The sequence below is a fragment of the Escherichia sp. KTE159 genome (assembly GCF_000408805.1).
Taxonomy (GTDB): Bacteria; Pseudomonadota; Gammaproteobacteria; order Enterobacterales; family Enterobacteriaceae; genus Escherichia; species Escherichia marmotae.
In genome coordinates, this window is sequence record NZ_KE137294.1 from 20522 (window position 1) to 38290 (window position 17769).

At 53.7% G+C, this 17769-nt stretch carries 18 protein-coding genes, 1 rRNA gene and 1 riboswitch; of the genes, 9 read left to right on the plus strand and 10 right to left on the minus strand.

What is annotated here, in order from left to right; all coding sequences use genetic code 11:
- Positions 1-223: 223 nt before the first annotated feature.
- From thiH to A31E_RS03080, 7 genes are all read right to left on the minus strand, one after another.
- The gene (gene thiH, locus A31E_RS03110; RefSeq protein ID WP_001517534.1) at positions 224-1357 is read right to left on the minus strand and encodes a 2-iminoacetate synthase ThiH; all 1134 of its coding nucleotides are present in this window, start codon (positions 1355-1357) and stop codon (positions 224-226) included.
- Positions 1354-2124: a thiazole synthase gene (gene thiG / locus A31E_RS03105; protein WP_000944086.1), complete on the minus strand. Its 771-nt coding sequence runs from the start codon at positions 2122-2124 to the stop codon at positions 1354-1356. Before thiG ends, thiH begins: the two co-directional genes overlap by 4 nt.
- Before the next feature lies 1 nt (position 2125).
- Positions 2126-2326 (minus strand): sulfur carrier protein ThiS, encoded by a 201-nt coding sequence (gene thiS, locus A31E_RS03100; protein WP_001166252.1) that lies wholly within the window; start codon positions 2324-2326, stop codon positions 2126-2128.
- On the minus strand, positions 2310-3065 hold the full coding sequence (gene thiF / locus A31E_RS03095) for a thiazole biosynthesis adenylyltransferase ThiF (protein WP_001517536.1): 756 nt from the start codon (positions 3063-3065) through the stop codon (positions 2310-2312). Before thiF ends, thiS begins: the two co-directional genes overlap by 17 nt.
- The gene (gene thiE, locus A31E_RS03090) at positions 3058-3693 is read right to left on the minus strand and encodes a thiamine phosphate synthase (RefSeq protein WP_024191932.1); all 636 of its coding nucleotides are present in this window, start codon (positions 3691-3693) and stop codon (positions 3058-3060) included. Before thiE ends, thiF begins: the two co-directional genes overlap by 8 nt.
- Positions 3693-5588, minus strand: coding sequence for a phosphomethylpyrimidine synthase ThiC (gene thiC / locus A31E_RS03085; RefSeq protein WP_001517538.1), 1896 nt, complete (start codon positions 5586-5588; stop codon positions 3693-3695). The genes thiE and thiC overlap by 1 nt, the downstream gene beginning before the upstream one ends.
- Before the next feature lie 79 nt (positions 5589-5667).
- A riboswitch (TPP riboswitch) is annotated at positions 5668-5768 on the minus strand.
- Between the two features lie 51 nt (positions 5769-5819).
- Positions 5820-6296: an Rsd/AlgQ family anti-sigma factor gene (locus tag A31E_RS03080; RefSeq protein WP_000934291.1), complete on the minus strand. Its 477-nt coding sequence runs from the start codon at positions 6294-6296 to the stop codon at positions 5820-5822.
- A gap of 93 nt (positions 6297-6389) precedes the next feature.
- Here A31E_RS03080 and nudC point away from each other — a divergent pair, with 93 nt between their 5' ends.
- The 6 genes from nudC to A31E_RS03050 all read left to right on the plus strand — a co-directional run bounded on the left by nudC (position 6390) and on the right by A31E_RS03050 (position 10748).
- Positions 6390-7163: an NAD(+) diphosphatase gene (gene nudC / locus A31E_RS03075; protein ID WP_000373924.1), complete on the plus strand. Its 774-nt coding sequence runs from the start codon at positions 6390-6392 to the stop codon at positions 7161-7163.
- A 39-nt stretch (positions 7164-7202) separates the two neighbouring features.
- Complete coding sequence (hemE, locus tag A31E_RS03070; protein WP_000137657.1) at positions 7203-8267, plus strand: uroporphyrinogen decarboxylase; 1065 nt, start codon at positions 7203-7205, stop codon at positions 8265-8267.
- 9 nt (positions 8268-8276) lie between these two features.
- Positions 8277-8948: a deoxyribonuclease V gene (gene nfi / locus A31E_RS03065; RefSeq protein ID WP_000362400.1), complete on the plus strand. Its 672-nt coding sequence runs from the start codon at positions 8277-8279 to the stop codon at positions 8946-8948.
- A 42-nt stretch (positions 8949-8990) separates the two neighbouring features.
- Positions 8991-9581: a YjaG family protein gene (locus tag A31E_RS03060; RefSeq protein ID WP_000940106.1), complete on the plus strand. Its 591-nt coding sequence runs from the start codon at positions 8991-8993 to the stop codon at positions 9579-9581.
- A gap of 186 nt (positions 9582-9767) precedes the next feature.
- Positions 9768-10040, plus strand: coding sequence for a nucleoid-associated protein HU-alpha (gene hupA / locus A31E_RS03055; RefSeq protein ID WP_001044513.1), 273 nt, complete (start codon positions 9768-9770; stop codon positions 10038-10040).
- A gap of 12 nt (positions 10041-10052) precedes the next feature.
- A complete protein-coding gene (locus A31E_RS03050) occupies positions 10053-10748 on the plus strand; it encodes a DUF1481 domain-containing protein (protein ID WP_010375907.1) in 696 nt (231 codons plus the stop codon).
- 1 nt (position 10749) lies between these two features.
- On the opposite strand, the gene zraP is transcribed toward A31E_RS03050, so the two are convergent.
- Entirely contained in the window at positions 10750-11178 is a 429-nt protein-coding gene (zraP, locus tag A31E_RS03045; protein ID WP_000828219.1) for a zinc resistance sensor/chaperone ZraP, read from the minus strand.
- 237 nt (positions 11179-11415) lie between these two features.
- Here zraP and zraS point away from each other — a divergent pair, with 237 nt between their 5' ends.
- A complete protein-coding gene (gene zraS / locus A31E_RS03040) occupies positions 11416-12813 on the plus strand; it encodes a two-component system sensor histidine kinase ZraS (protein WP_001211947.1) in 1398 nt (465 codons plus the stop codon).
- Positions 12810-14135 carry a sigma-54-dependent response regulator transcription factor ZraR gene (gene zraR, locus A31E_RS03035; RefSeq protein ID WP_000679878.1) on the plus strand — a complete coding sequence of 442 codons (1326 nt, stop codon included), beginning with the start codon at positions 12810-12812 and terminating at the stop codon, positions 14133-14135. The genes zraS and zraR overlap by 4 nt, the downstream gene beginning before the upstream one ends.
- Here zraR and purD read toward each other — a convergent pair.
- Together purD and purH are read right to left on the minus strand one after the other, a co-directional pair.
- Positions 14132-15421 (minus strand): phosphoribosylamine--glycine ligase, encoded by a 1290-nt coding sequence (gene purD / locus A31E_RS03030; RefSeq protein ID WP_001517541.1) that lies wholly within the window; start codon positions 15419-15421, stop codon positions 14132-14134. The two genes, zraR and purD, sit on opposite strands and share 4 nt — an antisense overlap.
- A gap of 11 nt (positions 15422-15432) precedes the next feature.
- The gene (purH, locus tag A31E_RS03025; protein ID WP_016249459.1) at positions 15433-17022 is read right to left on the minus strand and encodes a bifunctional phosphoribosylaminoimidazolecarboxamide formyltransferase/IMP cyclohydrolase; all 1590 of its coding nucleotides are present in this window, start codon (positions 17020-17022) and stop codon (positions 15433-15435) included.
- A 617-nt stretch (positions 17023-17639) separates the two neighbouring features.
- Between purH and A31E_RS0123250 the strand changes: the two genes are divergently transcribed.
- Positions 17640-17769, plus strand: a 16S ribosomal RNA gene (locus A31E_RS0123250); the annotation flags it as partial.

Sequence of the window (17769 nt, forward strand, 5' to 3'; positions counted from 1 at the left end):
CTTAAAAACCCGCTTCGGCGGGTTTTTTTATGGGTTTAGTTCAGAATTCATATAGTTAACCAGAAATATTAAGAAAGGCAGGGCGAAACGAGGAAGAAGCTTTTCGCCCTGGACAACATTCCTGCTGACGGCACTACCATAAAAAAACGGAAGACTTTCAACAAGTTTCCGTTTTCCATCTTTCGTAACTGCTCGGAATAAATTTATGCTCTTACATTCAGTCTCAAAACCGTTGCGAGGCGCGTCCCAGATAGCTGTCCCAGTCTTTCCATACCGGCTGCAAGCCCTGGGCGGTCAACGCGGCGGCAACAACTTCTGGCCTGCGATCGTCGTGCGGTGAGAATTGTTCCAGTTCAGGGTGACCGTCGGCATAGCCACCTGGCTGCGTTTTCGAGAAGGCGCTGACGTTATTTATTGCCAGCGGAATAACGCGATCGCGAAACCACGGTGATTCCCGCGTGGAGAGTGAGAGTTCAATCTCCGGCGCAAACAGGCGGAAGGAGCAGATGGTTTGCACTAGCTGGCGTTCATCCATAATCGACGCTGGTTCAATGCCGCCAGTACATGGCCGCAACCGTGGGAAGGAGACAGAGTAGCGGCTTTGCCAGTAATGCTGTTGCAGCCACAGCAAATGCTCGGCAACCATGTAGCAGTCAACGCGCCAGTTGTCGGAAAGGCCGATTAGCGCGCCAAGGCCTATCTTATCAATCCCCGCACGACCCAGTCGGTCTGGTGTTTCCAGTCGCCAGAAGAAGTCCTGTTTTTTCCCTTTCAGATGATGGCGGGCATACGTCGCCTCGTGATATGTCTCCTGATAAACCATTACCCCATCCAGACCAAGTTGCTTTAACTCGGCGTATTCCGCTTCTGTCAGTGGTTGTACTTCCATCTGTAGCGAAGAGAACTGTTCACGCAGGATAGGAAGGTGGCGACGAAAGTAATCCATCCCTACTTTCGCCTGATGTTCACCGGTGACCAGCAACAGATGCTCAAAGCCCATTGCCTTAATAGCGGCGCTTTCCCTGGCGATGTCTGCTTCATCCAGCGTTTTGCGCTTGATGCGATTGCTCATGGAAAATCCACAATAGGTGCAGTCGTTAGCACAAAGATTAGAAAGATAGAGCGGGACGTAGAAGTTGACGGTATTGCCAAATCGTTGGCGTGTCAGACGTTGCGCCCGTTGGGCCAGTGGTTCCAGATAATCACTGGCGGCAGGCGAGAGCAATGCCATCATGTCGTCGCGGGTAAGTGACGGCGCATTTAGCGCCCGCTCTACGTCAGCGGCCGTTTTACTGTTGATGCGCAGACGGATGTCGTCCCAGTCCAGTTCTCGCCAGCGATTGCTGAAGGTTTTCATGCTGAAACCTCCAGAAATCCGGTCAGTGGGCTGGTGGCATGAGCAAAGCTACTTCGGCTGCCAGGCCCAGCCTGACGCGCCAGCAGGCCAGCTTCTACTGCCAGACGAAATGCTTTTGCCATGTTGATGGGATCGTCCGCGACGGCAATCGCTGTATTTACTAATACGGCGTCGGCCCCCATTTCCAGCGCCTGCGCGGCATGACTCGGAACGCCGATGCCCGCATCAACCACCACCGGAACCGTGGCTTGCTGGATAATAATCTCCAGCATGGCGCGGGTTTCCAGTCCCTGATTAGAGCCAATTGGTGCGCCGAGCGGCATTACCGCCGCGCAACCGACTTCTTCCAGACGTTTGCACAATACCGGATCGGCACTGCAGTAGGGCAGCACGACAAATCCCTGCTGCACCAGTGTTTCGGCGGCTTTCAGGGTTTCGATGGGATCGGGCAACAACCAGCGGGCGTCAGGGTGAATCTCCAACTTCAGCCAGTGTGTGCCTAACGCCTCACGTGCCAGGTGAGCAGCGAAAATGGCTTCTTCTGCTGTTTTCGCCCCGGAAGTATTCGGCAGCAGCGTCACACCCGCAGCGATAAGCGGATCGAGGATAGCGTCGTTGTGCTGGCGCAAGTCGACGCGTTTCATTGCCAGCGTCACCAGTTGACTGCCGGAAGCGCGGATCGCCTCCACCATCAGTTGCGAAGAGGCGAATTTCCCGGTGCCGGTAAACAGATGTGAATCAAACGTTTTGTCCGCAATACGTAACATCTCACCCCCCTGCAATAACCTGAAAAAGCAGGATCTGGTCGCCATCCTGCACGATATGTTGCGCCCATTGCTCGCGCGGGACGATTTGTTGATTAATCGCCAGCGCAGCGCCCGCTTGTTGTTGATTGAGTTGCTCCAGCAGCTCGTGAACAGTTTGTCCGGCGGCGAACTGCATCGGTTGATCGTTAAACAGGATCTGCATTGCATCCTCCACATACAGGGCATTCTGTGGCGCGGCGCAACGCCAGGCTGCGCCACTGGTTCGATTTACCGTCGAACAAACGGAGTTCTCCCGCAGGTGTCTCTATATCGCTTAATAACTTAATTGCTTCCAGTGCCTGCAAAGTACCCATAACCCCGACCACCGGGCCAACCACGCCCGCCGTGCGGCAGTTGCGTTCAGGCTCCAGGTTATCCGGCCACAGACAGCGATAACACCCCTGTTCCCAGGGCGGCGTCAGTACCATCAACTGACCACCAAAACCGACCGCGCTGGCGGTGATAAGCGGCGTGTTGAGTGCCACGCAGGCGGCGTTAATCTCCTGGCGAGTCGCCATATTGTCGGTACAGTCGAGCACCACATCGGCTTGTGCTACCGCATCTTTTAAGGCATGACCCGTTAGCCGTTGTTGTAATGCCATCAGTTGAATATCGGGATTCAATTGCGTCAGTCGCTGTTGGCAGACCTGCGATTTCGGGCGGTCGATATCTTCAGTGGTAAAGAGGATTTGCCGCTGCAGATTACTCAAATGCACATCGTCGTCATCTGCCAGCACCAGAGTTCCGATACCAGCGCCAGCCAGGTACAGCGCAGCAGGCGTACCCAGCCCGCCAAGGCCGATAATCAGCACCTGGCTGTCGAGCAGTTTTTGCTGGCCTTCAATGGCGATGTCGTCGAGCAGGATTTGGCGGCTATAACGCATAAAATCACGGTCATTCATCGCCAACTCCTGCAATTTCCAACAACTGAGCTGTTGCCGCACGCCAGTCTGTCGCCTGGGTAATGGCACTGACGACGGCGATGCTACCGACACCCGTCGCCATCACCGCAGGTGCGCGCGCCAGACTGATACCGCCAATCGCCACGGTGGGATAATCAGCCAGGCGCTCAATGTGCCGAGCCAGTTGCGCCAGCCCCTGCGGCGCGGAAGGCATCTGTTTGGTTTGCGTGGGGAACACATGCCCCAGCGCGATATAAGAAGGGCGTGCTGCCAGCGCGACGTCGATTTCCATGTCATCATGGGTCGAAACGCCCAGCCGCAGGCCTGCCGCGCGGATAGCGGCGAGATCGGTGGATTGCAAATCTTCCTGCCCCAGATGGACGCCATACGCCTGATGCCTGATCGCCAGTTGCCAGTAATCGTTGATAAACAGTCGTGCGTTATAGCGGTGACCCAGTTCAATTGCCGCTACGACATCAGCTTCCACCTCTTCATCGCGCTGATCTTTAATGCGTAGCTGGAGGGTGCGCACGCCCGCGTCCAGCATGCGTTCGATCCACTGCACACTGTCCACTACTGGATACAGCCCTAAACGAAAAGGTACACGAGGAAAATCAGGCTGATACATCATGCTTCCTCCTTACGCAGGTAGATTTCTCCGCCTCTGGCGCGGAAGTTCTCCGACATATCCGCCATTCCTACTTCAATGGTTTGCGCGGCGGCATAATCGCGCACTTCCTGGCTGATTTTCATCGAGCAGAATTTCGGTCCACACATCGAGCAGAAATGGGCGACCTTGCCAGACTCTTGCGGCAGGGTTTCATCGTGGTAAGCGCGGGCGGTAAACGGATCGAGGGCCAGATTAAACTGGTCTTCCCAGCGAAATTCGAAACGGGCTTTCGACATGGCGTTATCGCGAATTTGTGCGCCCGGATGCCCCTTTGCCAGGTCGGCGGCGTGGGCGGCAATCTTATAGGTGATAAGTCCCTGCTTAACGTCTTCTTTATTGGGCAGACCCAGGTGCTCTTTTGGCGTTACGTAGCAGAGCATCGCGCAGCCAAACCAGCCAATCATCGCTGCGCCAATCCCCGAAGTGAAATGGTCATAGCCCGGCGCAATGTCGGTAGTCAGCGGCCCGAGGGTATAGAACGGTGCTTCGTGGCAGTGCTCTAACTCCTCGGTCATATTGCGGCGAATCATTTGCATCGGCACATGCCCGGGGCCTTCAATCATCACCTGCACGTCATACTCCCAGGCGATTTTGGTCAGTTCGCCCAGCGTATGCAGCTCGGCAAACTGTGCTTCATCGTTAGCATCCTGAATCGAACCGGGACGCAGGCCATCGCCCAGCGACAGCGAAACGTCATAAGCGGCGCAGATTTCACAAATTTCGCGGAAGTGTTGATAGAGGAAGTTTTCCTGATGATGGGAGAGGCACCATTTCGCCATAATCGAACCGCCGCGCGACACAATACCGGTCAGACGTTTAGCGGTCATTGGCACGTAGCGCAGGAGAACGCCCGCATGAATCGTGAAGTAATCCACACCTTGCTCGGCCTGTTCCAGCAGCGTGTCTCGGAACGTTTCCCAGGTAAGATCTTCAGCGATCCCGTTAACCTTTTCCAGCGCCTGATAGATCGGCACAGTACCGATCGGCACCGGGCTGTTGCGCAAAATCCACTCGCGGGTTTCGTGAATATAGCGACCGGTAGAGAGATCCATCACAGTATCCGCTCCCCAGCGCGTGGACCACACCAGTTTTTCCACTTCTTCTTCAATGGAAGAGGTGACCGCTGAGTTGCCGATATTGGCATTCACTTTCACCAGAAAGTTGCGACCAATGATCATTGGCTCAGATTCCGGATGATTGATATTGGCGGGGATAATGGCGCGTCCGGCAGCGACTTCGTCACGGACAAACTCCGCGGTGATATTTTCCGGCAGGCGAGCACCAAAGCTCATACCCGGATGCTGGTGGCGCAAAACTTCGCTACGGATGCGCTCGCGCCCCATGTTCTCGCGAATGGCGATGAACTCCATCTCCGGCGTGATGATGCCCCGGCGGGCGTAGTGTAACTGCGTAACGCGATGGCCTGCTTTGGCGCGTTTTGGCGTTAATACGCCGCTAAAACGCAGTTCATCGAGGCCATCATCCGCCAGTCGCGCTTTAGTGTAATCGGAACTGCGAACGGTGAGTGCTTCAGTGTCGCCGCGTGCATCGATCCACGGCTGGCGCAGTTTTGCCAGCCCTTGCTGTACGTTAATCGCGATTTGCGGGTCGCCATACGGGCCGGAGGTATCGTAGACCGGAATCGCTTCATTTTCTTCGTACTGTGGCTGTTCTTTGCTGCCGCCGATTAGCGTCGGGCTAAGCTGGATCTCACGCATCGGCACGCGCACGCCAGGATGTGTGCCGGTGATGTAAATCCGTTTTGAGTTGGGAAAGGCGGTGCCTTCCAGGGTATCGATAAAATGTTGGGCCTGGGCGCGTTGCTCGCGGCGGGTCAGTTTTGTTGCAGACATAGCTCATTCCAAAAGTTAAGGACGTGGCTTGTCAGACGACGGATGAAGCAAGAGATGATCGCCGCAAAGGCGATGCAATAGCAGATTAACTCTTGTTCCCTTCGCAGGTATTAGCCTGATCAGGTTCCGCGGATCCCGAATGAACGGTCTCAGCCAGTTAAGGCACTCCGACAAGAAATTAGCCCCGCAAACGGGGCGTTGAATGTAAATTACGCGTTAACAGCGCATAACTCAAGCAAGATGTTTGAGGCGGGCAGCGTCAAGCACCAGCAGAATTAGCTTATCTTCCAGCACAAAGCGTGCTTCCAGCGCTTCACCGATGTCAGATAAAACCTGTTGAAACTCAAGATAATTATCATGATCTATGGCGGTTTCCAGACTGGAATCGTAGTAATCCATAATCTGCTGCGTGTTGGCTTCCAGTTGCGGCCAAATCTTCGCGGCGCGAGCGAGCTGCCCGTTGCCTTCCAGTTTATGCAGAATGCGCTCATAAATACTGAAATGCCCGGCAGAAAGGTAATCGACCAGACTCTGGCAAAAATCATCAAGGGCTTTTTCGTTTAGCCTCATGTACGATTCTTTGCCAGGCTTAATGCCAACCAAATTGTAGTAAGCCACGAGCAGATGCTTACGTACATGTAGCCAGCGATCAACCAGTTTGTTACTTCCTCTGACGTGTTCCGTCAGGTTATCGAGCTGGTTAAGCATGATTGACTCCGCAAGTTTGTCTTCAAAAACTGCTCAGTGAGAATGTAAAAAACATGTTAAACATGCCAGTGAAGCAAAGGTAGTGCAAGAGCTATGGATCGTATAATTGAAAAATTAGATCACGGTTGGTGGATAGTCAGCCATGAGCAAAAATTATGGTTGCCGAAGGGAGAATTGCCATATGGCAAAGCGGCAAATTTTGATCTTGTGGGTCAGCGCGCACTGCAGATAGGCGAATGGCAAGGAGAACCTGTTTGGCTGGTACAACAGCAGCGTCGCCATGATATGGGCTCGGTGCGCCAGGTTATTGATCTGGACGTCGGGCTGTTTCAATTAGCCGGACGCGGCGTGCAACTGGCGGAGTTTTACCGTTCGCATAAATACTGCGGATATTGCGGGCATGAAATGTACCCAAGCAAAACCGAATGGGCGATGCTGTGCAGCCACTGCCGTGAGCGTTACTACCCACAAATCGCTCCCTGCATTATCGTTGCCATCCGTCGCGATGATTCGATCCTACTTGCCCAGCATACCCGGCATCGTAACGGTGTCCATACGGTACTCGCCGGATTTGTCGAAGTCGGAGAAACCCTCGAACAGGCGGTCGCGCGGGAAGTGATGGAAGAGAGTGGCATCAAAGTCAGGAATTTGCGTTATGTGACCTCTCAGCCGTGGCCGTTTCCTCAGTCGCTGATGACTGCGTTTATGGCGGAGTATGACAGTGGTGACATCGTGATTGATCCGAAAGAACTGCTGGAGGCGAACTGGTATCGCTACGACGATTTACCATTATTGCCACCACCGGGCACTGTGGCGCGCCGTCTGATAGAAGATACGGTGGCGATGTGTCGGGCAGAGTATGAGTGATGATACACTGACCGCCTGACGCACTAAGGAACAGCCAAAATGACCGAACTCAAAAACGATCGTTATCTGCGGGCGCTGCTGCGCCAGCCTGTTGATGTCACTCCAGTATGGATGATGCGCCAGGCGGGTCGCTACCTACCGGAATATAAAGCTACTCGCGCTCAGGCGGGCGATTTTATGTCGTTGTGCAAAAACGCCGAGCTGGCGTGCGAAGTCACCTTGCAGCCGCTACGTCGCTATCCGCTGGACGCGGCGATTCTGTTTTCCGATATTCTCACCGTTCCGGATGCAATGGGGTTAGGACTCTATTTTGAAGCCGGAGAAGGCCCGCGATTCACCTCGCCAGTCACCTGTAAAGCAGACGTCGATAAACTGCCGATTCCGGATCCGGAAGATGAACTGGGTTACGTGATGAACGCAGTACGTACCATTCGTCGCGAACTGAAAGGCGAAGTACCACTAATTGGTTTTTCCGGCAGCCCGTGGACGCTGGCGACCTACATGGTGGAAGGCGGTAGTAGCAAAGCTTTCACCGTGATCAAAAAAATGATGTATGCCGATCCGCAAGCGCTGCATGCGCTACTCGATAAATTGGCGAAAAGCGTCACCCTGTACCTGAACGCGCAAATCAAAGCCGGTGCGCAAGCGGTGATGATTTTCGACACCTGGGGCGGCGTGCTCACCGGACGTGACTATCAACAGTTCTCGCTCTACTACATGCATAAAATTGTCGATGGGTTGCTGCGTGAAAACGACGGCCGCCGTGTGCCGGTAACACTGTTTACCAAAGGCGGTGGACAGTGGCTGGAAGCGATGGCGGAAACTGGTTGCGATGCGCTGGGTCTCGACTGGACAACGGATATCGCTGATGCGCGCCGCCGCGTGGGTAATAAAGTCGCGTTGCAGGGCAATATGGACCCATCGATGCTGTATGCGCCGCCAGCCCGCATTGAAGAAGAAGTGGCGACAATTCTTGCCGGTTTCGGTCATGGTGAAGGTCATGTCTTCAACCTTGGTCACGGCATTCACCAGGATGTACCGCCAGAACATGCCGGTGTCTTTGTGGAGGCAGTACATCGGTTGTCCGAACAGTACCACCGTTAAGGAGTGATTATGGATCTCGCGTCATTACGCGCTCAACAACTTGAACTGGCCTCTTCTGTGATCCGCGAGGATCGACTCGATAAAGATCCTCCGGATCTGATCGCCGGAGCCGATGTTGGGTTTGAGCAGGGCGGAGATGTGACGCGAGCGGCGATAGTGCTGCTGAAATATCCCACTCTTGAGCTGGTGGAGTATAAAGTGGCTCGCATCGCCACCACCATGCCTTACATTCCTGGTTTTCTTTCCTTCCGCGAATATCCTGCGCTGCTGGCAGCGTGGGAGATGCTGTCGCAAAAACCGGATTTAGTGTTTGTCGACGGTCATGGGATCTCGCATCCGCGTCGTCTTGGCGTCGCCAGTCATTTTGGCTTATTAGTCGATGTGCCAACCATTGGCGTGGCGAAAAAACGGCTATGCGGTAAATTCGAACCACTCTCCAGCGAACCGGGCGCGCTGTCGCCGTTGATGGACAAAGGCGAGCAATTGGCCTGGGTCTGGCGTAGCAAAGCGCGCTGTAATCCGCTGTTTATTGCTACTGGTCATCGGATCAGCGTGGATAGCGCGCTGGCGTGGGTACAACGCTGCATGAAAGGCTATCGTCTGCCAGAACCAACGCGCTGGGCGGATGCTGTGGCCTCGGAACGTCCGGCGTTCGTGCGCTATACAGCAAATCAGCCCTAATTCAGGTAAACTGCGGATAATTTCCGTATTTGAGAACTCAACATGTTACAAAACCCGATTCATCTGCGCTTGGAGCGCCTGGAAAGCTGGCAGCACGTTACTTTTATGGCCTGTTTATGCGAACGCATGTACCCCAATTACGCCATGTTCTGCCAGCAAACCGGCTTCGGTGATGGGCAGATTTACCGTCGCATTCTTGATCTCATCTGGGAAACGCTGACTGTCAAAGACGCAAAAGTGAATTTCGACAGTCAACTGGAGAAATTTGAGGAAGCTATCCCTTCAGCAGATGATTTCGATCTGTACGGTGTTTATCCGGCAATCGATGCCTGCGTGGCGTTAAGTGAACTGGTTCATTCGCGTTTGAGTGGCGAAACACTGGAACACGCTGTGGAAGTCAGTAAGACTTCCATCACCACCGTTGCGATGCTGGAAATGACCCAGGCTGGTCGCGAAATGAGCGATGAAGAGCTGAAAGAAAACCCGGCCGTTGAGCAAGAATGGGACATTCAGTGGGAAATATTCCGACTTTTAGCCGAGTGCGAAGAACGCGACATTGAGCTGATAAAAGGCCTTAGGGCAGACCTGCGTGAGGCGGGTGAGAGCAATATTGGTATAATTTTTCAGCAATAAGACCAGAAAACGTGAATTAACGCCTGATTTGTCGTACCTGGAGTCTTCCCTTTCGCCCCCCGTCTGGTCTACATTTGGGGGGCGAAAAAAAGTGGCTATCGGTGCGTGTATGCAGGAGAGTGCTATTCTGGCATTTCCGTCGCACTCGATGCTTAGCAAGCGATAAACACATTGTAAGGATAACTTATGAACAAGACTCAACTGATTGATGTAATTGCAGAGAAAGCAGAACTGTCCAAAACCCAGGCTAAAGCTGCTCTGGAGTCCACTCTGGCTGCAATTACTGAGTCTCTGAAAGAAGGCGATGCTGTACAACTGGTTGGTTTCGGAACCTTCAAAGTGAACCACCGCGCTGAGCGTACTGGCCGCAACCCGCAGACCGGTAAAGAAATCAAAATCGCCGCAGCTAACGTACCGGCATTTGTTTCTGGCAAGGCACTGAAAGACGCAGTTAAGTAAGATTGCGTGGCAGTGAACAGTTTTAACGAAGGGGTGGTTTCACCCCTTTTGTCTTTCTGGCGTCGCACATTGATGCTGGCAGGCGTGCTGTTTCTCTCTGCCTGTAGCCACAACTCTTCACTTCCCCCTTTTACCGCCAGTGGGTTTGCCGAAGACCAGGGTGCAGTGCGCATCTGGCGAAAAGACAGCGGCGATAATATCCATCTGCTTGCCGTGTTCAGTCCGTGGCGCAATGGCGATACCACTACCCGTGAATACCGCTGGCAGGGCGATAACCTCACGCTTATCAATATCAACGTTTACAGCAAACCGCCGGTGAATATCCGCGCACGCTTTGACGAGCGCGGTGACCTGAGCTTTATGCAACGTGAATCCGACGGGCAAAAGCAGCAGCTTTCTAACGATCAAATCGATTTATACCGTTATCGTGCAGACCAGATCCGCCAGATTAGCGACGCCTTACGTCAGGGGAGAGTGGTACTGCGTCAGGGACGCTGGCATGCGATGGAACAGACTGTGACTACCTGCGAAGGGCAAACCATTAAGCCTGATTTAGATTCGCAGGCGATAGCGCATATCGAGCGCCGCCAGAGCCGCTCTTCTGTTGATGTGAGCGTGGCATGGCTGGAAGCGCCCGAGGGTTCACAATTACTGTTAGTGGCAAACTCTGACTTTTGTCGCTGGCAACCCAACGAGAAGACGTTCTGATTTACCAGTGGCCCATACCCATATGGCCGCCACCACCTCCGCAGCCACCGTAACCCATGCCCATTCCGACACCGCGTGGAATACCCGCTTCAGCCATCGCAATATCCCGTTTAACTCGCAATTCATCTAATGACTGACGTAAAGTCTCCATCTCTTTGGCGACTGCGTTAATTTTGCTGCTATCCGGTGGATTAGCGGCTAACAGGGCGTTGTATTCATAACGCTTCGTCACCAGTTGTTGTTGCAGCGCGCTGCTTTGGGCGTAAAAGTCATTATGGATTTTCTGCCACGCAGTTTGTTGTTCGCTGGTCAAAGGCGCTGCATTTTGCTGCCACATACCGTGTCCGCCGTGGGCAAATGCAGTTGTTGAGCCTATCGCCATTGCTGAAAACGCCATCATCACCAGGGCAATCTTCGTGTTCCGTTTCATGGTTAATCCTCCAGTGGTTGTCTTACTTTACGTATTGCATCTTTCGTGCCAACGATGAAACACCGATGTAACGGGCAATCTGGCGCGGTTAGCGAGTAAAAATGACCCGCTTGTGGTGGGTAGCGAGTCATTTTTACTCATTGAAAGATAAGCGTTTGTGTTACAGCGCAGGGTAGGGGGCAATAAAAGATGGCATGATTTGTGCTGTCAAAAAGGGATGAACAGGCAAAGAAAAAGATGCGTTTTATGCAACGTTCTAAAGACACATTAGCCAAATGGTTAAGCGCGATCCTCCCCGTAGTCATTGTTGGGCTGGTGGGATTGTTTGCGGTGACGGTGATTCGCGATTATGGGCGGGCAAGCGAGGCTGACCGCCAGGCATTACTGGAAAAAGGTAATGTGCTCATTCGCGCTCTGGAGTCAGGAAGTCGCGTAGGGATGGGGATGCGAATGCACCATGTGCAGCAACAGGCACTTCTGGAAGAGATGGCAGGCCAGCCAGGGGTGTTGTGGTTTGCGGTCACCGATGCGCAGGGCATTATCATTCTTCACAGTGACCCAGAAATGGTCGGGCGTGCACTCTATTCGCCTGATGAAATGCGGCAGTTAAAGCCAGAGGAAAACTCCCGCTGGCGACTGCTTGAGGACGCGGAAAAAACGCCTGCGCTTGAGGTCTATCGTTTGTTTCAGCCCATGTCAGCCTCCTGGAGGCATGGGATGCATAATATGCCGCGCTGTAACGGCAAACCTGAGCCACAGGCAGATGCACAACAGGCTATTTTTATCGCTGTTGATGCCAGTGATCTGGTTGCAACCCAGATTGGGGAGAAGCGCAATACCCTGATTATTCTCTTTGCTCTGGCGACGGTATTGCTGGCGAGCGTGTTGTCATTCTTTTGGTATCGCCGTTACCTTCGCTCGCGCCAGTTATTGCAGGATGAAATGAAGCGCAAAGAGAAGCTGGTGGCGCTGGGGCATTTGGCGGCAGGCGTCGCCCACGAAATCCGTAACCCACTTTCATCGATTAAAGGACTGGCGAAATATTTTGCCGAGCGCACGCCCGCGGGGGGCGAAGCGCATCAACTGGCGCAGGTGATGGCGAAAGAAGCCGACCGTTTGAATCGCGTGGTGAGCGAACTGCTGGAACTGGTCAAGCCAACGCACCTTGCTTTGCAGGCGGTGGAGCTCAATACCCTGATTAACCATTCATTACAACTGGTGAGCCAGGACGCTCAGAGTCGTGAGATACAGTTGTGCTTTAACGCTAACAACGGGTTGCCGGAAATTCAGGCCGACCCGGACAGACTGACTCAGGTACTGTTAAATCTTTATCTCAATGCTATTCAGGCTATTGGTGAGCATGGCGTGATTAGTGTGACGGCAAGTGAAAGCGGCAATGGCGTGAAAATTAACGTTACCGACAGCGGTAAGGGAATTGCGGCAGATCAACTGGAGGCTATCTTCACCCCGTACTTCACCACCAAAGCCGAAGGCACCGGGCTGGGGCTGGCGGTTGTGCATAATATTGTTGAACAACACGGTGGTACAATTCAGGTCGCCAGCCAGGAGGGGAAAGGTGCAACATTCACCCTCTGGCTTCCGGTGAATATTAATCGTAAGGACCCACAAGGATGAAGCACGATAACATCGATATTCTGGTGGTGGATGATGACATTAGCCACTGCACCATCTTGCAGGCATTGCTACGTGGCTGGGGCTATAACGTCGCGCTGGCGAACAGCGGGCGACAGGCGCTGGAGCAGGTGCGGGAACAGGTTTTTGATCTTGTGCTTTGCGATGTGCGAATGGCGGAGATGGACGGCATCGCCACGCTGAAAGAGATTAAAGCGTTAAATCCGGCAATTCCGGTGCTGATTATGACCGCTTACTCCAGCGTCGAGACGGCGGTAGAAGCGCTGAAAACCGGGGCACTGGATTATCTCATCAAGCCGCTGGATTTCGATAACTTGCAGGCAACGCTGGAAAAGGCGCTTGCTCATACGCAGATTGTCGCTTCTGAAACGCCTACCGTGCTAGCCAGCCAGTTTGGGATGGTTGGGAAAAGCCCGGCGATGCAACACTTACTCAGTGAAATAGCCCTCGTCGCACCATCGGAAGCCACGGTGTTGATCCACGGCGATTCTGGCACCGGCAAAGAGTTGGTTGCCAGAGCAATTCACGCCAGTAGCGCACGTAGTGAAAAACCGCTGGTAACGCTCAACTGTGCGGCACTCAACGAATCCTTACTGGAGTCCGAATTGTTCGGTCATGAAAAAGGGGCGTTTACCGGTGCCGATAAACGGCGGGAAGGGCGCTTTGTTGAGGCGGACGGCGGCACGTTGTTTCTCGATGAAATTGGCGATATTTCTCCAATGATGCAGGTTCGTCTGCTGCGTGCCATTCAGGAGCGTGAAGTCCAGCGTGTTGGCAGCAACCAGACTATTTCTGTCGATGTCCGGCTGATTGCCGCGACCCATCGCGATCTTGCCGCAGAGGTGAATGCCGGGCGTTTTCGCCAGGATCTCTACTATCGACTGAACGTGGTGGCGATTGAAGTGCCGGCGCTACGTCAACGGCGGGAAGATATTCCTCTGTTGGCAGATCATTTTCTGCAGCGCTTTGCTGAACGTAATCGCAAGGCGGTAAAAGGCTTTACGCCGCAGGCGATGGATCTGCTAATTCACTACGACTGGCCGGGGAATATTCGTGAACTGGAAAACGCAGTGGAACGGGCGGTGGTGCTACTGACCGGGGAATATATTTCCGAACGCGAGCTGCCGCTGGCGATTGCCAGTACGTCGATTCCGCTGGTGCAAAGTCAGGATATTCAGCCGCTGGTGGAAGTGGAAAAGGAGGTGATTCTGGCGGCGCTGGAGAAAACGGGCGGCAACAAAACCGAAGCCGCCCGCCAGTTAGGGATCACGCGCAAAACGCTATTGGCAAAACTGTCGCGTTAGTTCTGCTCGCGTTCGATGGCGCGCCAGCCGATATCTTTCCGGCAGAAGCAATCATCCCAGTGGATATCGGTCATTAAGGCATAAGCGCGTTTCTGCGCTTCTGCCACGGTATGACCCAGCGCGGTGACGCACAGTACGCGCCCGCCGCTGGTGATCACCTGCTCGTCATCTGCCAGTTTCGTACCCGCATGGAACACTTTGCCATCTTCCACTTCTTCCAGCGGCAGGCCGTGGATCACATCGCCGGTGCGGTAATCCCCTGGATATCCACCCGCAGCCATCACCACGCCGAGAGAAGCACGTTCATCCCACTCGGACGTTTTCTCGTCCAGCTTGCCTTCACAGGCCGCCAGGCAGAGTTCAACCAGATCGGACTTCATGCGCAGCATAATCGGCTGGGTTTCCGGATCGCCAAAGCGGCAGTTAAACTCGATAACCTTCGGATTACCCTGTTTGTCGATCATCAAACCCGCGTAGAGAAAACCGGTGTAGGTGTTGCCTTCCGCCGCCATGCCTTTTACGGTTGGCCAGATGATGCGTTCCATCGTGCGCTGATGAACTTCATCGGTCACCACTGGCGCAGGAGAGTAAGCACCCATCCCGCCGGTGTTCGGCCCGGTATCTTTATCGCCTACGCGTTTGTGATCCTGGCTGGTGGCCATTGGCAGCACATGTTCGCCGTCCACCATCACGATAAAGCTCGCTTCTTCGCCGTCGAGGAACTCTTCGATCACAATGCGATGACCCGCGTCGCCAAAAGCGTTGCCCGCCAGCATATCGTGAACAGCCGCTTCAGCTTCTTCCAGTGTCATCGCCACGATAACACCTTTCCCGGCGGCCAGACCGTCCGCTTTGATAACGATCGGTGCGCCTTTTTCACGCAGATACGCTAATGCAGGTTCTACTTCGGTGAAGTTCTGGTATTCCGCCGTAGGGATCTTATGGCGGGCCAGGAAATCTTTAGTAAATGCTTTCGAGCCTTCCAGTTGTGCGGCACCTGCGGTTGGGCCGAAGATTTTCAGCCCAGCGGCGCGGAAGGTATCAACTACGCCTTTCACCAGCGGTGCTTCCGGGCCGACGATGGTTAGGTCGATCTTTTCGTTTTGCGCGAAATCCAGCAGCGCCGGGATATCGGTCACGCCGATAGCGACGTTTTGCAGCGCAGGTTCCAGCGCCGTTCCCGCATTACCTGGTGCGACAAATACGGTCTCAACCAGCGGCGATTGCGCCGCTTTCCAGGCCAGCGCGTGTTCGCGCCCGCCGTTACCAATCACTAATACTTTCATCTGTCGCTCCATTAATGGCGGAAGTGGCGCATGTCGGTGAAGAGCATCGCAATACCGTGCTCGTCGGCGGCAGCAATCACTTCGTCATCGCGGATAGAACCGCCAGGCTGGATTACGCAGGTCACGCCCGCAGCGGCGGCGGCATCAATACCGTCGCGGAACGGGAAGAACGCGTCAGAAGCCATCGAGGAACCTTTCACTTCCAGACCTTCATCGGCGGCTTTAATACCGGCGATTTTCGCGGAGTACACGCGGCTCATCTGGCCCGCGCCAATCCCGATGGTCATATTGTTTTTGGCATAGACGATGGCGTTGGATTTCACGAACTTCGCCACCTTCCAGCAGAACAGCGCATCACGTAGTTCCTGCTCGGTCGGCTGGCGTTTAGTCACCACGCGCAGTTCTTCTGCGCCAACCATGCCCAGATCGCGATCCTGAACCAGCAAACCGCCATTCACGCGTTTGAAATCGAGGCCCGGAACACGCTCGCCCCACTGACCACAGGTCAGGACGCGCACGTTCTGTTTGGCGGCGGTGATTTTCAGGGCTTCTTCGCTGGCGGACGGCGCAATGATCACTTCAACAAACTGACGGGAGATAATAGCCTGCGCGGTTTCAGCATCCAGCTCACGGTTAAAAGCGATAATGCCGCCGAATGCGGAGGTTGGGTCGGTTTTATACGCGCGATCGTAAGCATCAAGGATCGTGCTGCTGATGGCGACACCGCAGGGGTTAGCGTGCTTCACAATCACACAGGCTGGCTCCGCAAATTCTTTCACGCATTCCAGCGCCGCATCGGTATCAGCGATGTTGTTATAGGAAAGGGCTTTACCCTGAGCCTGGATTGCGGTGGCAACGGAGGCTTCTTTCACATTCTCTTCTATATAGAAGGCAGCTTGCTGGTGGCTGTTTTCACCGTAGCGCATATCCTGCTTCTTAATGAAGTTCAGGTTAAGTGTGCGCGGGAAGCGGCCAGCCGCTTCTTTACTCTCGCCGTGATAAGCCGGAACCATGCTACCGAAGTAGTTGGCGATCATGCTGTCATAGGCGGCGGTATGTTCGAAGGCTTTGATGGCGAGGTCGAAACGGGTATTGAGAGTCAGAGAACCTTCGTTGGCATCCATCTCTTCAATAATAGCGTCATAGTCGCTGCTCTTAACAACGATAGCGACATCTCTATGATTCTTGGCGGCGGAGCGCACCATGGTTGGGCCGCCGATATCGATGTTCTCAACCGCATCTTCCAGTGAGCAGCCTTCACGGGCCACGGTCTGGGCGAATGGGTACAGGTTAACGACCACCATATCGATAGGTTGGATCTGATGTTCTTCCATAATGGCATCGTCCTGACCGCGACGGCCCAGAATACCGCCGTGCACTTTTGGATGCAGAGTCTTCACGCGTCCATCCATCATCTCCGGGAAACCGGTGTAATCGGAAACTTCGGTCACCGGCAGGCCTTTTTCTGCTAACAGACGGGCAGTGCCCCCTGTAGACAGCAGCTCCACACCGCGTGCAGAAAGTGCCTGGGCGAATTCGACGATACCGGCTTTGTCAGAAACACTGAGCAGAGCGCGGCGGACTGGACGACGTTGTTGCATGGTAAATCCCCTGGATTTGACTATTACAGAGAGCGTTAGCTGAATTTTTCGCAAAAAACTCAGCTAACGCCCCTAACGGGGCATCTTTATTTTTCGCCCGCATTGTAACGAAAACGTTTGCGCAACGCTCGCGAATTTTTTTGTTTCGATGGTGATCTCGATTTTGATTGCCATTAGCGGTTCAGGAATACAGAAATAACGCTGATGATTGTGGATAACTCTGTGTGTAAAAAGGTATAAAGCGGGGTTTTGCTGGGGAATGCAGCAGTCAGTCATTTTTTTGCAATTTTTCTATTGCGGCCTACGGAGAACACCCTATAATGCGCCTCCATCGACACGGCGGATGTGAATCACTTCACACAAACAGCCGGTTCGGTTGAAGAGAAAAAATCCTGAAATTCAGGGTTGACTCTGAAAGAGGAAAGCGTAATATACGCCACCTCGCGACAGTGAGCTGAAAGCCGCGTCGCAACTGCTCTTTAACAATTTATCAGACAATCTGTGTGGGCACTCGAAGATACGGATTCTTAACGTCGCAAGACGCTAAATGAATACCAAGTCTCAAGAGTGAACACGTAATTCATTACGAAGTTTAATTCTTTGAGCATCAAACTTTTAAATTGAAGAGTTTGATCATGGCTCAGATTGAACGCTGGCGGCAGGCCTAACACATGCAAGTCGAACGGTAACAGAAAGAAGCTTGCTTCTTTGCTGACGAGTGGCGGACGGGTGAGTAATGTCTGGGAA

Coding starts and splice junctions, on each gene's coding strand:
- thiH (WP_001517534.1), bottom strand. CDS start 1,357: ATGAAAACCTTCAGCAATCGCTGGCGAGAACTGGACTGGGACGACATC.
- thiG (WP_000944086.1), bottom strand. CDS start 2,124: ATGTTACGTATTGCGGACAAAACGTTTGATTCACATCTGTTTACCGGC.
- thiS (WP_001166252.1), bottom strand. CDS start 2,326: ATGCAGATCCTGTTTAACGATCAACCGATGCAGTTCGCCGCCGGACAA.
- thiF (WP_001517536.1), bottom strand. CDS start 3,065: ATGAATGACCGTGATTTTATGCGTTATAGCCGCCAAATCCTGCTCGAC.
- thiE (WP_024191932.1), bottom strand. CDS start 3,693: ATGTATCAGCCTGATTTTCCTCGTGTACCTTTTCGTTTAGGGCTGTAT.
- thiC (WP_001517538.1), bottom strand. CDS start 5,588: ATGTCTGCAACAAAACTGACCCGCCGCGAGCAACGCGCCCAGGCCCAA.
- A31E_RS03080 (WP_000934291.1), bottom strand. CDS start 6,296: ATGCTTAACCAGCTCGATAACCTGACGGAACACGTCAGAGGAAGTAAC.
- nudC (WP_000373924.1), top strand. CDS start 6,390: ATGGATCGTATAATTGAAAAATTAGATCACGGTTGGTGGATAGTCAGC.
- hemE (WP_000137657.1), top strand. CDS start 7,203: ATGACCGAACTCAAAAACGATCGTTATCTGCGGGCGCTGCTGCGCCAG.
- nfi (WP_000362400.1), top strand. CDS start 8,277: ATGGATCTCGCGTCATTACGCGCTCAACAACTTGAACTGGCCTCTTCT.
- A31E_RS03060 (WP_000940106.1), top strand. CDS start 8,991: ATGTTACAAAACCCGATTCATCTGCGCTTGGAGCGCCTGGAAAGCTGG.
- hupA (WP_001044513.1), top strand. CDS start 9,768: ATGAACAAGACTCAACTGATTGATGTAATTGCAGAGAAAGCAGAACTG.
- zraP (WP_000828219.1), bottom strand. CDS start 11,178: ATGAAACGGAACACGAAGATTGCCCTGGTGATGATGGCGTTTTCAGCA.
- zraS (WP_001211947.1), top strand. CDS start 11,416: ATGCGTTTTATGCAACGTTCTAAAGACACATTAGCCAAATGGTTAAGC.
- zraR (WP_000679878.1), top strand. CDS start 12,810: ATGAAGCACGATAACATCGATATTCTGGTGGTGGATGATGACATTAGC.
- purD (WP_001517541.1), bottom strand. CDS start 15,421: ATGAAAGTATTAGTGATTGGTAACGGCGGGCGCGAACACGCGCTGGCC.
- purH (WP_016249459.1), bottom strand. CDS start 17,022: ATGCAACAACGTCGTCCAGTCCGCCGCGCTCTGCTCAGTGTTTCTGAC.